Genomic DNA, 14,525 nt, shown 5'->3' on the forward strand with positions numbered 1-14,525 from the left:
GGTGCCGCGGCACGTCGATCACGAACAGCGGCGGCTCGAGATCGTCAGGGCCACAATGGAGATCGTCGCCGAGCGGGGCACGCGTGGCCTGTCGTTCCGTGCTGTGGCCAGTCGTATGGGCGGCTCCACAACGCTGATCACCCACTACTTCCCGACGCAGCAGGCCTTGATCGACGAGGTCGCGGCCACCGCGGTGAAGCTGTGGGACAATCAGATCCGGGAGCTCGACGCGCAGAGCGACGACCCGTTCCGCCGGCTGTACAACCTCCTGGTCTGGCTCGTGCCCACGACGGATGACGGTCTGGCGGGCGAGCGTTCGAGGATCAACCTCCTCTCAGGACAGATCCTCGGCGAGGAGAACCGCGCCACCTTCGAAACCTGGGATACCACGATCCGCGGTTTCCTGCGCAGCCACCTGGAAGGCCTTGTCCCTCCCGGGGACGTCGAGCGAACCGTCGAACTGCTGCGCGTGACCACGAACGGCGTCGTGCTGTCGGTGGTCGAGCATCCCGACTCGTGGCCGACCGAGCGGCAGCTCGCCGTGATCGACGGCGTGCTCCAGCTGCTCGGGCTGACATCGAAGCCCGCCGACGGAAAGTCCCGCTCGCGAGCCCGCCGGTGAGGCGGACCCGTCGTCGTTTCCCGATATTTCCCACCTTGTCCCAGCACGCGAATGTGGCCGGTGTTCCGGGTGTTTGACTGCTCGTCGCCAGGCCGCGGCCTTCGGTTGGGCTGCTCCTGGTGCACCTCTCGTCAACACAGGAGCTTCATATGCGGATGCGAGTGTTGGGTAGAAAATTTACGGCGATCGCGTGCGGCGTGATGAGCGTCGGCGCGTTGGCCTTGGTGAGTGCGTCACCCGCGAGTGCGAAGCCGGCCGGAGCCCTCGCGACGGCCGAGTTCGGGGTCCGGTTGGTGGACGACAACCGCAACGGTCAGTGTGTGGTCAACGACGGCTCGGTGGGCGATTCCCTTCAGTGGGTGCCCGAAGGGCAGTATTCCGAACCCCTTGTCATCGACACGGACTCGCGGTCGGGTGGCTGCCGGATGACGTTCGGGTTCAACAACGCCGACGGTTCGCTCACCGGGCTCACGCTCAGCTACATCTACCAGGTGAGCGGGAACGGCGACGCCGGACAGTGCCCGGGCTCGTCGAGCAAGCCCGTCGACATTCCGATTTTCCCGATCGCGTTCCCATTCCGCTACATGATGGATCGACCGATCTACATCGACACAGACGGCCGGCGCGGCTGGTGCGATCTCACGTTCCAGATGAGCGGACGGACCGACGTGGCTCTCGACGTGGTGTACGAGTTCAATGGCGACAGCGGTCAGTGCAAGGGCGCTCTGCCGCTGGGCACGAACCAGCCCAGGACTGTGCAGACTGGCGGCGTGCCTGTCACCATCGGTCTCGACACGGACAACCGTGGCGGGGCGTGCTTCCTGTCATTCCGCCTGCGGCATATCTGACCGTGACGACTGAGCACTGACCCGGGGATGCGAGCGGCAGGGGCAGCCGCTCGCATCCCCTTTTTGTCATGTGCGGATCAGGCTGGCGACAACGCCTCAGGGTGGGGCGCCGCCGTTCGGCCTACTTCCGAGGCATACAGGCGAAGCAGGTCGTGGATCTGGTAGTGACCAGACGACACGTGTACCAGATGCGCCCGCACCAAGGCGTTGAGCGCTTGTTCGGCCCGGTCGTCTGTCATACCGGCCAGGGCAGCCGCGCGTGCAAGTGGCAGGATGCCCGAATGCCTGCCCAGCGTATGGAAGATGGCGGCAGCGTCGGGGGCACTCGTGGCGAGATGCCGGTAGGACCAGGAGAACACCGCCCGCACGTCGGTCCGTGGGTCGCCGCCCGCCGCCAGCCAGTCCAGGGCGTGATCATGGCCGATCTCCGTGAGAGCGGCATGCGGACGCGCGGCGGCGATCTCGGCGGCGACCCGGATGGCCAGCGGCATGAGCCCGCAGCGTAAGACCAGTGTCGCGGCTGCCTGTGGATCCGCCCGCACCCGTTCGGCCCCAAGCAGAGCACCCAGGAGCACCAACCCGTCGGACATGGGGAACACGTCTAATGCGACGCGGTGTGCGCCGTCCCTGGCGACCAGTCCGGCCAGGTCGTCGCGACTGGTCACGACGACCACGCACGAGCCGGTTCCCGGCAGTAAGGGCCTGACCTGTTCGGCGCACAAAGCATTGTCCAGCAAGACAAGCATCCGCCGGTTGGCAAGCAGCGACCGATAGCGGGCGCCACGGACCGCTGGATCCGGCGGGACGTCATCACCCAGGCACCCGAGCAGCGTGCCGAGGGCTTCCACGGGCGTCATCGGCCTGTCCGGGGCGTAGCCGCGCAGATCCACATACAGGCAGCCGTCGGGGAACTGGTCGCGTACCCGGTGCGCCCATCGAATCGCCAGCGCGGTCTTGCCAACCCCGGGTGGTCCGGACACCGCCAGGATCGGCAGACCCGAACAGCCTTCGTCAAACGATGCGCTACTGAGCAGATGGTCCAACGCTGTTAGTTCTGTGGCACGGCCGGTGAAGCCGCGAATGGCGGCGGGCAGTCCGCGCGGAACCGCTTCTGGCTTGTGTTCGTGCACGCGGTACCACGCCTCGTTCCATTCCCGTTGCTCAGCCGGACTGGCACCGAGCGCGAGGACGATACGGTCGAGCACCTCTGAGGGGGCGAGCGTCCGCCCGGTGATGTACCGGTGCAGCGTCGAACGCGGTAGTCGTACCAGCCGTGTGAGATCCTCCAGGGTCACCCTGGCCTTCAGGGTTCCTGCCGCGGCGCGTGCCCGCAGCAGGTCCAGTTCCTTTGCCAGCTCGGCAAGCCCGTGTACCCGCTGGGGATCCGGGCCGAGTTCCCGTTGCCTGGCAACCATCCGGCCTCCCGATCGGTTGATCACACCCCCTCGCGGCAAGAATTACCGAAGCCGGCGGCCGGGCAGCATCGGGACATGCCCTACCCCATACCCTGCCTCAGCCTGCCGTAAGACATCCGTCGTAACGCTGTTGACCGCCATATCGACGTTTCGGGTGAATATGTACCGTGACAGCGGGGGTGCGATGCCTGATGTGCGGGCGGGAGACCGGGTCGGCCGGCGCCCGCAACTCGACCGAATGCACATGGCGCTCACCGAAGTCCTCACCGGTGAGTTCCGGGCCGTCGCGGTCCGCGGCGAACCAGGCATCGGCAAGACATCGCTGCTCACCGAACTCGCGGGCCGGGCGGAGGGTGCCGGCCTGGTCGTGCTGCGGGGCCGGGCCACGGAGTTCGAACAGAACATCCCGTTCGGGGTCTTCATCGACGCCTTCGAACAATTCGAGCATCTGGCCGAAACGCACGCGCTCGACGCCGAACTGGCCGACGTGCTCTCGGTGCTGAGGGCGGCGGCCTTAAGCCGGGCGGACGACCGGCCGGTCGAGATGGATCGGTACCGGCTTTTCCGTGGTGTGCGCAGGCTGTTCGAGCGTCAGTCGGGTCGTGGCATCTTGCTGGTGCTCGACGACCTGCACTGGGCGGACCCGGCTTCCCTTGACCTGGCTGAATACCTGTTACGCAGGCCGCCGCGTGCGGCATTGTTGATCGCGGTGGCCCACCGGACCGCCCAGCCACCCCGTGGCCTCGCGGATGCGTTGACATACCTTGCCTCCGCGGCGGTCCAGTTCGAGCTCCAGCCGTTGCGCAAGGCCGATGTCGCCGCGATGTTCCCGCAGTCGTCCGCCCGCAGGCACCGGTTGCTGCACCGGGCGACCCACGGCAACCCGTTGTACCTGCAGGCACTCGCCGATACCGACGACCAGACGCTGACCAGCCTCGTCGGGCAGGCCGTCGACGATCAGGCGATCCCTGAGCAGGTCCTGCTCGACGTGCTCAGCGCCGAACTCGGTGCGTTGCAGCCTGCGGTGCTGAGCGTCGCCCAGGCGGCCGCGATCGCAGGCGACCCAGCGGATCCCGCCCTCGTGGCCTGGGTGGCCGACGTGCCGGACGACGCGGTGTCGGCGGCCTTCGACCAGCTCAGCCTGGCCGGGGTGATGGTGGCCGAAGGTCCCCGATTCCGGTTCAGGCACCCGCTCGTCCGGACGGCCGCGTACTGGATGGCCCGTCCGGCCTGGCGTACCGAGGCACACAGCCGGGGTGCGCAGTACCTGAGGCAGCGGCATGGGGCGTTGCTCCTTCTGGCGCACCACATCGAGCGTTCCGCCCAGCCCGGCGACGAACTCGCGGTGGCCACCCTCACCGAGGCCGCGATGGCTTCCCAGCACGCGGCACCCGCGACCGCGGCAAGGCTTGTGCGAAGGGCGATGCAGCTCCTGCCGGACCAGTCAGGGCTCGACGACCACTGGGGCGAGTTGCGTCTGCTGCTCGCCAGAACGCTCGCGCGGAGCGGCGAACTCATCGAGAGCCGTCGGCTGTTACACGAGGCGATCCGTTGCGACGGGTCATATCGCCGGGACGCGGTGAACTCTATGGCCGCCATCGACCGGATGCTCGGCCAGTTCGACGAGGCGAAGACATTGCTCGCCGAGGAGCTCGAACGGTTGCCGGACACAGATGTCACGACAGCCCAGACGCTGCTTGAGCTCGCCGCCGTCGAGCTGTTCCGGCACGACGTTTCCAGCCTGCGGCGGCACGCGGCCCGCGCGGTGGAAATCCTCCGTGGCTCCGGCAATATTGCGTTGGAGGCAACAGCGCATTCCCTGCTGTCGTTGAGTTTCCTCCAATCCGGGGACATCGCCGACGCCAGAACCCACATCGACCGAGCCGCACGGCAGACGGACGGAGCAACGGACGCGTTGCTGCTCACGGAGTTGGTGACCGTCGCCCCGCTGGCATGGGTGGAACTTCATCTGCAGCAATACGACCGGGCCGAGCGTCACCTCAGCCGCGGCATCGACATCGCCATCAGCAGTGGTCTCACACACTCCATGCCGTACCTGCTCATCGTCGACGCGTTGGCCCGCACCCGGCGAGGCCGGCTGACCCAGGCACTCGAGGCCGCCGAGGAAGCCCTTGAGTACTCCCGGATCATGAACGCCACCGAGACCGCCGCCATGGCCGAGATCGTCCGCCTGTGCCCAATACTGTGGCAGCAGGGGAGCCGTGCCGCGCTTGTTCTCGTCGCGCGGGCGACCCGGCCCACGGCAACCTGGTGGTCGAAGATCGCACGGCTGAACCTGGCCACCGTCCACTTGGCAACAGGCCAGTTCGACCTGTGTTTGTCTGAATTAGACGGTGAAGATCCCGATGTCTACAGTCTGGCGCTGCGCGCTGTCGCATCAGCCAGGCTCGGCCGCGCGGCGGAAGGACGCAGGCAGGCCGACACCGCGCTGGACCAAGCCCACCACTCAGGCCTGACGCACCAATTAGGCACCGCGTTCGACGCCCGCGCCCGCGCCAACATCGCCCTGGGAAACCTCGACGAGGCAGAGTCCGACGCCACAAAAGCCGCTGTCAATTTCGCGGACGCCCAGGCGCCCATCGACGAAGGCCGCACCCGGCACCTGCTCGCGATCCTGTACGCAAGAACCGGCCAGCGCGACCAAATGCACGCCGAACTCGGCCAGGCAAAATCCCTTTACACAGCATGTTCGGCCACCTGGCTGACAGCATCACTCGCCCGTGACGAACTACGATTCGCCGCCCGCGGCCCCCGGACAAGAAACCCATCCGGCGGCGGCCTGGCCACGCTGACCCCCAGAGAACGCGAAATAGTCGACCTGGTCACCGCAGGCCTGACAAACCGCGAAATAGCCGAACGCCTGTACGTCAGCAAAAAGACCGTAGAAGCCCACCTCTCCAGAGCCTTCAGCAAACTCGACGTCCGTTCCCGCGTAGCCCTCACCCGCCGCGTAACCGCCGGCGACCCCGACAGCCAGTGATGATCACCGTGCGGTCCTTCGAGGACTGCCCCCTTTGTCCGGCCCGTCCGTGCCTTCGGGTGTGCCGAACAAACTTCGAACAATGCTGTGACCTGCTCGGATATTGACTGTGGACATTGATTGCTTGAACTTGGTCGAGGGCGGGGCTGGGATGGGACGTACCGGGGGTTCGGACTGTTGCGAACGCTTGGTTGCCTATCCAATTCGCATAAAAGGGACACAGTAGACTCAATGAACAAGGGCATGATGTTGCTGACCGCCTCCGTGCTGGGGATCGGATTGGCGGGTGCCGTCGCACCGTCGGCGTCGGCGGCCACACTGGACGCTCAGGCGGTTCACCGGGCGAGCATCTCCTGTGACAAGCCTTCCGGGGCCAAGGCCAACTATTCCTGGGCCGGTGGGATCACCACCGTGACTGTCTACTTCAACAACCACTGCTCGCACCGGGTGGCCGCCGGAATCGTGCTGGAGGACGAGGACGGGGCGCTGAGCGTCCAGTGTATGGAAACCAACGGCGGCACAAAGGGCAACAAGAAGTTCCACATTGGAGTGGACCACCATGTGGCCCGGGTCCAGAAGGGCTGCAAGCTCTGATGTGACGCGGTACCGGCGCGGTGGAGGTGGTCGCGGCCACCTCCACCGCGCTTTCAGGTATCTTGCCTGATATATGAGCGAGTCGACGCTTCACGGCGACAGCCGGGAGGACCAGCAGCACGCCCGGCGGGGACGTAGACACATCGTTCCTGACGCCGCCAGCGGTCCCGTCGCTCGCTTCGCCTGCGAACTCCTCGCGCTCAAGCAGTCGGCGGGCAACCCGTCGTATGACCAAATGCGGTTGGAGCTCGGCGCGGCGGCGTCGAAGTCCACGCTGTCGGCCGCCACGCGCGGTCGTGTCCTGCCGTCCTGGGCGGTCACCTGGGAATTTGTCCGGAGCCTCGCCGTGACGAGGCTTGGGCACGACGTGGACGTCGTCCGGAACGAGTGGCAACTTCGATGGGAGACGGCGAAGGCCGGACTCGCCTCAGCAGTCGTCGAACAACCGCAAGACCTCACCACAAGTGACAAAGCGGACAGTCGGAGAAAGCGAGGCCTCATCGCGGCTCTGGCCACGGTTGGAGTCATGCTGGCTGTGGTGTTGCTGGCCAGAGTTCCGCAGCAGTCCGCCACGGCGTATCCGATTCCCGGGGACGCCACCAGCTTCGGCGGTGACGGGCTTCCCGGCGATGAGACGTTCCCCGACGGGACATCAGTACACGTCGGCGGAACATTCACCAAGATCTGGCGTCTGAAGAACATCGGGACGGTGCCCTGGCACAATCGGTACCTGCAGATCTCGGGCGGTACCACCGTGCTGTGTGAATCGCCTGACCGGATACCGGTGCCCGATGCCGCGCCCGGCCAGATGGTCGAAGTAAGTGTCCCCGTCACCCCGAAGGGCACCGGCGTCTGCGAAGTGGTGTGGAAGATGGTCGACGCCCAGGGAGCCTTTGTGTTTCCTGACCACAGAGGCGTCTATTACCAGGTGACTGTTGTTCCCTGAATACTCTCCTGGACGGCGCGGCGTGCAGGTTCGCGCACGATTACAGTAGCTGGCCGCGCGATCGCAGGAGCAGTAGCGCTCGACGAGTGCTTCGGCCTGTGCGTCAACGACCGAGAGGGGCGAGTCCCTTGTCACGCCGGGAAGTCCCGTCAGGGAATCCGTCGGTTCCGCACGTGTGGGTCGTGAAGGAAGCTGATTACGTGGTCGGCGAGCTGTTTCGGGGCGTCACGGGCTATGAGATGACCCGCTCCGGCGATTGTCGTTTCCTGCGCGTGTGGCACGAGCTCGCGTAGTCGCGCGGCATCGTCTGCGTTCAACGGGGAGTGCTCGGCGCGGAGCAGGAGGACCGGGGCTGACTGCTGAGCGGCTGCGCGCCGAAGTTCGGCGCGCCTTGCGAGGGCGCGAACACTTACCAGCGTGCTGGGGCTCGACTGAGTGTTCGGGCGCAGGGTTCTCCGAGGTCGGCGGCTATGTCGACCACCCCGCGTACTCGTGCGACGCGTGGTCGTACGCTGTGTGTGTCCGGTTCGGAATGCACGCGAGGGATCCACTCCATGATCGATGTTCTAGCCACGGGACTGATCTACTTCTCCCTTGGCGTGGCCTTGTGGGCATTGGTCCTGATCGTGATGAACCGTCCGTTCGCCCTGAAGGAGCGCTACGGTCAAGCACTCGCCGGCGCAGTCCTGCTGCTGGTGATCGCCTTGCTGGTCCAGGCCATCGCGGGCGTGGTCAAGATGTCCGGCGCCGGGCGCGACATCCAAGAGCTGACCTTCATCGGCTACCTGTTCGGGCCGGTGCTGGTCCTGCCGTACACCGCCTTCTGGGCTGCCTCCGAACGCAGTCGCTGGGGGCCGGCGGTTCTCATCGCCGGCTGTCTCGCGGTGCCGGTCATGATCGTTCGTATGCGGCAGATCTGGGAAGGTCATGGCTGAGCAGCGCGCTGATCTGAAGACGATCACCAGGTCCGGCCCCGGCCGGCTGCTGATCGCCGTCTACGGCATTTTTGTCCTCGCGGCCACCGCCCGGTCAGCCGTGCAGATCATCACCCGGTTCGGCCACGCACCCCTGGCCTACGTTCTGTCGGCAGTGGCAGCCGTGATCTACATCGTCGCGACCGTCTGCCTGGTCAAGGGAAGCAGGACATCGCGCCGGATCGCGACAATCTCATGCCTGGTCGAGCTCGCCGGCGTCCTGGTGGTCGGGACAATCAGTTTTGTCGCACCCCAGGCCTTCCCAGACGCCACAGTGTGGTCGCACTTCGGGCAGGGCTACGGATTCGTGCCGCTGGTCCTGCCAATCCTCGGGTTGTGGTGGATCCGGGCGAGCAATATCGTCGAACGAAGCTAATGGCCTACTGCTTGTCCTTGTGGTTGAGCCAGTGAGCCCATCGCAGCACGCGGCTTGGAACATAGCGTGCGAGGGTCGTGGCGACGGTTGCCTGGCCGTAGAGGTCATTGACCCGACCGGTGACTTTGGGTGCCGCCCGACGGACTCCGTCGAGAAGGTTGTTGGCGCGCGTCTTGTCTTTGGTTATTTTGAGGAGTACGCCCAATTCGTACTGGGTACGGAGGGTCTCGTGGTGATACACGCCGAAGGCGGCCAGTTGGCCGGTGTGGGCCTCCTCGAGACAAGTGACGGCCGGGCCGAACTCGGTCAGCTGCGCGTGTGCCATACCCAACACGTAACAACAGCGCAGGACCAGTGGATGTGTGTCAGCCAGACGACCGCGCAGGATTGCCAGCAGTTCACTTGCGTATGAGCGGGCATCGGCTGCTTTGCCCTGGCTGATCAGTGTTTGCCCCACGGCAACCCGGATTGTGAGGACCTGGATGTTACGGGCGCCTAGTTGTGGCTCCAGGTCGTCGGCCAGCGCGCGGTATGTGCGTTCGGCCTCCGGCCATCTGGTCGCGTCCGGTTTGAACTCCAGAAAGTGGATCAGCAGATTGGCGCCGGCCAGAACGAACTGCGCCTCAACAGCTTGAGGGCGATACAGTTGGCCGAGACCGGTGTAGTGGTCGACGACCTTCTGCGCGTTCTCCCTGGCCTCAATTTGCTCATCAGTCTGCATCTGGATGTCGGCCAGCTCGAGCAGTGCCGCGTTCACCATGTGGACGGGCAGATCGTGCCGGCGGTTCAGCAGGCCAGTGAGGAAATCCTTGTGTTCCCGCAACGAACCGCGCAGGCTCCTGCCGCGGATCCAGAGCAAGCGGGCTTCCAGGTCGTTGCCTGTTGGACGAGTGCTGAGGACCGCCGGTGTTGCGACACGAGTCCAGTGCGTCTCGGCTTCCTCCAACAGTCCCAGGGAATCCAACGATGAAGCGAGGATCACCGCCGCGTCCCATTCCTGGTCGCCGTGCACCTCGCGAGCCAGCCGCGCGCTTTCGGCGTATTCACCGGCGTCGAAGTGACTCCTGGCGGCGGCCAGCTGTATGTCGGTCGCACCTGTGGCAAGCAGCCGGTCGAAGTATCGGGCGGCCAGCCCGGGCCGGCCGATGTCCTTGAGGCGGAACGCGATGTGGCGAAGCAGTCCGCTGATGACTGCACTGGGTAGCTTGTCGTTCTCGACCAGACGCTGGGCGTGCAGCAACGTGGACGCATCGGCATGATCGTCATAGCCGAGCAGGGTCTCGGCAGCGGCGGTGGCGACGCGGATGTCGGCATCCGGATCCGGAAGATGACGCCGCACAGCCTGCCAGACAACGGGATGCACAGTCCACCATTCGCCGGTCCTGGTGGCGAGCAGGGCCTTTCCCAGCGAGAACAGGCCGTCCATGACACGCTGTGTGGACATTCCCAGGCGCCGCAGGGTATCCCGTACGAAACGAACCGGCAGTGGTTCGGCCGTGCATACGGCCGACAGTCGGAGCAGCGCCAGTTGGTCCTCGTCCCGGACACGTGAAAGCCGGTCGGCGAAGATGCCCGCGATCTGGTCCATGGTGCCGGACGTGCCGTCGAGCACCCGGCCGACGTGCTCCATGAGGGAATCGAGGCCTTGTCGTTCGGCGGCGGCCAGTCCCAGCTGGGCGATGGTCATGGGGTGTCCGTGAACCCGGTTCACCAGGGACCGCACCAGATCCGCCTCGTCGGCGGCAGGCGTGTGGCACAACGTGAACAGGGCGGCACCTTCGTCCTCGGTCATCCGGCTGACCGGGACGGGCTCACCCAGTCCGTCGAACGCGCGCTGCTGGGTGATCAGGACGGTGTGTGCGTCCCTGTGACGGGGAATCAGCTGCTCGACCACGGACTCGTCGAGGTCAGGAGACACGTTGTCGACTATCCAGAGCACTGTGCCCGTTGTGGCCACGGTGCTCGTCTGAGCGGTATGGATCTCGAGCACACGTTCGGTCTCATTGTGCAGGTCGAGGTGGACCACCGTGTGATAGGCAGACTCGAAGTGCAGGCGGTAGTCGTCGACGAGGCTCGACTTGCCCGATCCCGCAAGTCCGAAGAGGACTGCTGTGTTGTTCGACGGAGGCTGGGTCATCCGGTGCTGCTGGCGGTTCAGCGCGCTGTGCAGAGCCCAGATGGCCGAGTAGCGCCGCACCCGCGGCTCCACTCCGGGATGCCTGAAGTAGGACATCGGCAACCTCTGGAAGTCGATGTCCTGGAACGTTCCGGTGAGCCCGGCGAGCCGCTCCTGGACTGCGCTGACCACGCCGTCGATGGCGGCGGGCGACTCGTCGTCGTCCCTGACGTAGATCTGGTCTCGCAGTTCGACGGGGTGAATGTGGTCCTTGCCCTTCTCGGGATTGACCACCAGCAGCCGCGTCCTGCCGCCTTCGCTGGCGTCCGCGACGAACGCCTGGGCCAGTTCGAACTGGCAGGCGTGCCGTCTGGAGTACCGCTCCGCGTAGTAGACGAGGCACATTCGGCTGCGTGCCAGCGCCTGCTCGATGTTGGGTGTCACCCGGTCCGCCGGCCGGTTCTCGGTTCGATCGACGAATACCGAAATACCGAGGTCGCGCAGGCGGTTCTCGATCATTCTCACTCTCGGCAGCTCGGTGCCGGAGAACGAGATGAAGACCTCGTAGAACTTGCTCGTTTCGTCGGCCACGCGACTAATGTAGCCTGTGCCGCGATGTTTCTCTGGCATAGTTCGCGCAAGAAACGGCTGAGCCTGTGGCTGACATATCTCACGTGATCACGGTGACCCGGGCTCACCGCGACGGGAGTTTCTGGCGCCTGCTCACGGAGGATGAGCGGGCAGCGCTCCTCGACGTGGGAAAATGGCAGAGATATGCCAAAGGTGCCACCGTTATGCGTATCGCCGAGACGGGTAACTGGGCGGCGGTTCTCAGTTCGGGACGGGTCCGGGTGATTGGTTTGGACGGCACTCGGACAATCGCGATGCGGGGTGTGGGAGATATTGTCGGCGAGCAGGCCGTAATCGACGGAAAGCCACGGTCGGCGACCGTCCGTGCGGACATCGCCGTGCGGGCACTTGTGCTGGGTGGCCGGGAGTTCGACCGGGTACTCGGCCGTCATCCGCATATCCTGCGTGTGCTGTGCACTGTCGTGTCCGAGCGTCTGCGGGAGGCGGACCGGAACCTGGGCAGTCAGGGCAGCGACACCGTCACGAGGGTCTCCCGCCTGCTCGTGCGGCAGGCGGACGAGTACGAAGTCGATGGTGAGCGGGAAGTCCGGGTCAACATCGGTTCGCAGGCCGGCCTGGGCGAATCGCTGGGACTTTCGCGGGAGTCCGCGGTACGGGCACTGCGCGTGCTTCGTGAGGCGAACATCATCAGGACGCGGCGTGGGGTGGTCACGATTCTTGATCTCGGTGCACTGCGGGACTGTGCCGGATAACAAGTCGGGCCGGTTGTGCCGCAGATGACGCACAAGGAGAGTGGATCTCGACGGCTGCGATGATGCACTGATGCGGGCATGATCGAACGGCGGCTCACCGGTTCGGTGAAACCGCGAAAAGGGGAGGTCGTGGGTGGCGGACGAGCTGGCGAGTACCGTCGTGCGGTCGTTGGCGCAATACCTGATTCGTAAGTCCGAAGCGGGTAGTGCGGTATACGACGCCCAGCTGGAGAATGTGCTCGGCCTGCTGGTCACAAAGTTGTCGAGCCCCTTTCACGGTGAGCTGCTCGCCCGATTCACCGATTCCCCGGCCGTGGCGGCCGAACAGGAAGCACTGCGTGTCCACCTGGATCAGGAGATTCGTAACGATCCAGAGTTCGGTGCGCAACTGAGAACTGCCATGTCGGGTGCGATCGAAAGTAGGCGGAAATTGCCTGCCCAAAGGAGATTATTGCCGGTTCTCGCCGTCACGGGCGGAGTGGCTGTTGTCATCGCGGGCACGTTCATCGTGGCGCGGTCGACCGCGCAGGACGGAGAGGCCGCGGCGCCGGGGACGCCAGGGACGGTGACAGTGACGGCGATGGTGCCGTCACCGCCGGCCAACAGCCCGACGGCCACATCCTCCACAACGACGAGCACCGTGACGCCGTCATTGCCCAGTGCTTCGGATCCGCCGCCTGACAATCCAGGGGACGGCAGTAGCGTCAGCAAGGGCACACCTGTCTTCGTCGCCGACCTGCCCAAACCCAGCGACCAGTGGTACTTCGAGCACGGCGATCACGACGTGCGGCTCACCCCGTATCAGAAGTCCGTGTGGACTCCGCTGAGTACCTGCAACGACGACCGGTACAGCGGTGTGCAGCAGTTCAATCTGAAGAACTTCAGCAGTATCGAGGTGCAGGCGGTCGGAATGGACGGCAACTCGGACCCGAGCCTGGCGGTGAAGTTCGAGATCTTCGTCAACAACGACAGGGTCAAGCCCGTCGCGGCGGTGGCGGTCAGCCCCGGCGATGCGAAACCGCTGCGCGCGGAGTTGCCGGCTGGCACCTTCGCGCTGACCCTGAGGTCGTCATTGGTGACCATCGACAAGTCGAAGTGCAAGTCCGGCAACGCTGTCTGGGGTGCCGCTTTCGTGGTCGCAGCAGGACGATGACCGCTACAACGTTCTGTTGATCTCTGCGAGGATGGCCCGCAGCCGCGGATGCTGACCGAACAACTCGTTCAGCTTCCGGATCGCTTCTCCGCGACGGCTCTGATGAGTCTGGGTGCGTGCGTCGTACAGTGCCTCCATACCAAGGTTGAACGTGCGCTCGTCCAGCCGACCGGCCTCGTGGTCGGCCACGACCGCCTCGGTCAGCTCGAGCAGGAGCCTGGGCATGGCCGACGAGGAGTCGAATGTCCGGTCCGGATCGTCGATGTGCAGCGGGCCACGCACGATACCCATCAGGGCCACGAACTCCGCGGGACCAGACACATTGTGGACAACAGGAGGGGGCGAAACCTGATGAGACGTCTGGAAAGCCGCATCGGCGTCGTCGAGCTGTGCGATGAGCGACACAGCGAAGGCCGCGGCGTTGTCCGCAGCGAGTGACGGTGCTCCGGTCCGGTCGGTGAAGTCCTTGGACGCGCTGGCGAAGTCACTGATACCGCGGATGGTGATGGTCGGCTGGGACAGGTTGAGGTGACTCGCGTGTGCCACGCCCGCGCTTTCCATCTCGATGGCTATCGCGTCGCTGTAGTGGTCCTGGACTTGTTCCGCCACAGCGGAACTGGTCGATTTCAGGACGACTTCACCCGCGACGATGGGCTGGAAGTGAACGTTGGGGTGGCCTGTCGTGACAGGCAGCGCGGACCGCCACGAGTTGGACACGTCGAGATGCCGCGCGGCCTGGTCCAGACTGTGGGAGAGGTGCCATGCCTGCGGGCTGGCGCTGAAGCCGCGGTCCTCACTGGTCCCGCCGTGGTATCCGTAGATCTTCGTGGCCACAACGATGTCACCTAGTCTCAGCCAGTCCCGCAGCGCACCCGCGATCCCGACGAACATCACCACACTCGGTTGGAACTCCGCGATCGCCCGTTCGGTCAGGGCCGCCGCTCCGCTGTTGCCCGCCCCCAGCACTGCCATGGCAACGTGCTTGTCCGGATGATCAGCCAGGACACCGGCTTCGAACACTGTTCCGGCCCGATGACGGTGCTGACGCAGCCCCGTCACGTGCTTGCGGACGGCCTTGTACTCTGCTTGCAGTGCGGTGAGAATCACGATCATTCGCTTCCCCGCCATCCCTTCGAG

Annotated in this window: 12 protein-coding genes; 9 read left to right on the forward strand and 3 right to left on the reverse strand. The window is 65.2% G+C overall.

The features are described 5' to 3' along the window. Nucleotide 1 precedes the first annotated feature (1 nt). Both JOF56_RS37640 and JOF56_RS37645 read left to right on the forward strand, forming a co-directional pair. Nucleotides 2-622: a TetR/AcrR family transcriptional regulator gene (locus JOF56_RS37640; protein WP_209644187.1), complete on the forward strand. Its 621-nt coding sequence runs from the start codon at nt 2-4 to the stop codon at nt 620-622. 149 nt (nt 623-771) lie between these two features. After that, nucleotides 772-1,470, forward strand: a complete 699-nt coding sequence (locus JOF56_RS37645; protein ID WP_209644188.1) for a hypothetical protein — start codon at nt 772-774, stop codon at nt 1,468-1,470. A 77-nt stretch (nt 1,471-1,547) separates the two neighbouring features. Here the strand turns inward: JOF56_RS37645 and JOF56_RS37650 are convergent, their stop codons facing one another. After that, on the reverse strand, nt 1,548-2,885 hold the full coding sequence (locus JOF56_RS37650) for an XRE family transcriptional regulator (RefSeq protein WP_209644189.1): 1,338 nt from the start codon (nt 2,883-2,885) through the stop codon (nt 1,548-1,550). A gap of 184 nt (nt 2,886-3,069) precedes the next feature. Between JOF56_RS37650 and JOF56_RS37655 the strand changes: the two genes are divergently transcribed. From JOF56_RS37655 to JOF56_RS37675, 5 genes are all read left to right on the forward strand, one after another. Then, complete coding sequence (locus JOF56_RS37655; protein ID WP_209644190.1) at nt 3,070-5,886, forward strand: helix-turn-helix transcriptional regulator; 2,817 nt, start codon at nt 3,070-3,072, stop codon at nt 5,884-5,886. A gap of 231 nt (nt 5,887-6,117) precedes the next feature. Further along, nucleotides 6,118-6,480 (forward strand): hypothetical protein, encoded by a 363-nt coding sequence (locus tag JOF56_RS37660; protein ID WP_209644191.1) that lies wholly within the window; start codon nt 6,118-6,120, stop codon nt 6,478-6,480. Between the two features lie 73 nt (nt 6,481-6,553). Continuing rightward, nucleotides 6,554-7,426: an NBR1-Ig-like domain-containing protein gene (locus JOF56_RS37665; protein ID WP_209644192.1), complete on the forward strand. Its 873-nt coding sequence runs from the start codon at nt 6,554-6,556 to the stop codon at nt 7,424-7,426. 554 nt (nt 7,427-7,980) lie between these two features. After that, entirely contained in the window at nt 7,981-8,361 is a 381-nt protein-coding gene (locus JOF56_RS37670) for a hypothetical protein (protein ID WP_209644193.1), read from the forward strand. Then, nucleotides 8,354-8,776, forward strand: coding sequence for a hypothetical protein (locus JOF56_RS37675; RefSeq protein ID WP_209644194.1), 423 nt, complete (start codon nt 8,354-8,356; stop codon nt 8,774-8,776). Before JOF56_RS37670 ends, JOF56_RS37675 begins: the two co-directional genes overlap by 8 nt. A gap of 4 nt (nt 8,777-8,780) precedes the next feature. Here the strand turns inward: JOF56_RS37675 and JOF56_RS37680 are convergent, their stop codons facing one another. Continuing rightward, nucleotides 8,781-11,483 carry a tetratricopeptide repeat protein gene (locus tag JOF56_RS37680; RefSeq protein ID WP_209644195.1) on the reverse strand — a complete coding sequence of 901 codons (2,703 nt, stop codon included), beginning with the start codon at nt 11,481-11,483 and terminating at the stop codon, nt 8,781-8,783. A 164-nt stretch (nt 11,484-11,647) separates the two neighbouring features. Here JOF56_RS37680 and JOF56_RS37685 point away from each other — a divergent pair, with 164 nt between their 5' ends. Next, complete coding sequence (locus JOF56_RS37685; protein ID WP_307855818.1) at nt 11,648-12,235, forward strand: Crp/Fnr family transcriptional regulator; 588 nt, start codon at nt 11,648-11,650, stop codon at nt 12,233-12,235. A gap of 133 nt (nt 12,236-12,368) precedes the next feature. Continuing rightward, nucleotides 12,369-13,388, forward strand: a complete 1,020-nt coding sequence (locus JOF56_RS37690) for a hypothetical protein (protein ID WP_209644197.1) — start codon at nt 12,369-12,371, stop codon at nt 13,386-13,388. Nucleotides 13,389-13,391: 3 nt separating this feature from the next. On the opposite strand, the gene JOF56_RS37695 is transcribed toward JOF56_RS37690, so the two are convergent. After that, nucleotides 13,392-14,501: a 5'-methylthioadenosine/S-adenosylhomocysteine nucleosidase family protein gene (locus JOF56_RS37695; protein ID WP_209644198.1), complete on the reverse strand. Its 1,110-nt coding sequence runs from the start codon at nt 14,499-14,501 to the stop codon at nt 13,392-13,394. Nucleotides 14,502-14,525 lie beyond the last annotated feature (24 nt).

It is taken from the genome of Kibdelosporangium banguiense, assembly GCF_017876405.1.
GTDB classification, from domain to species: Bacteria; Actinomycetota; Actinomycetes; order Mycobacteriales; family Pseudonocardiaceae; genus Kibdelosporangium; species Kibdelosporangium banguiense.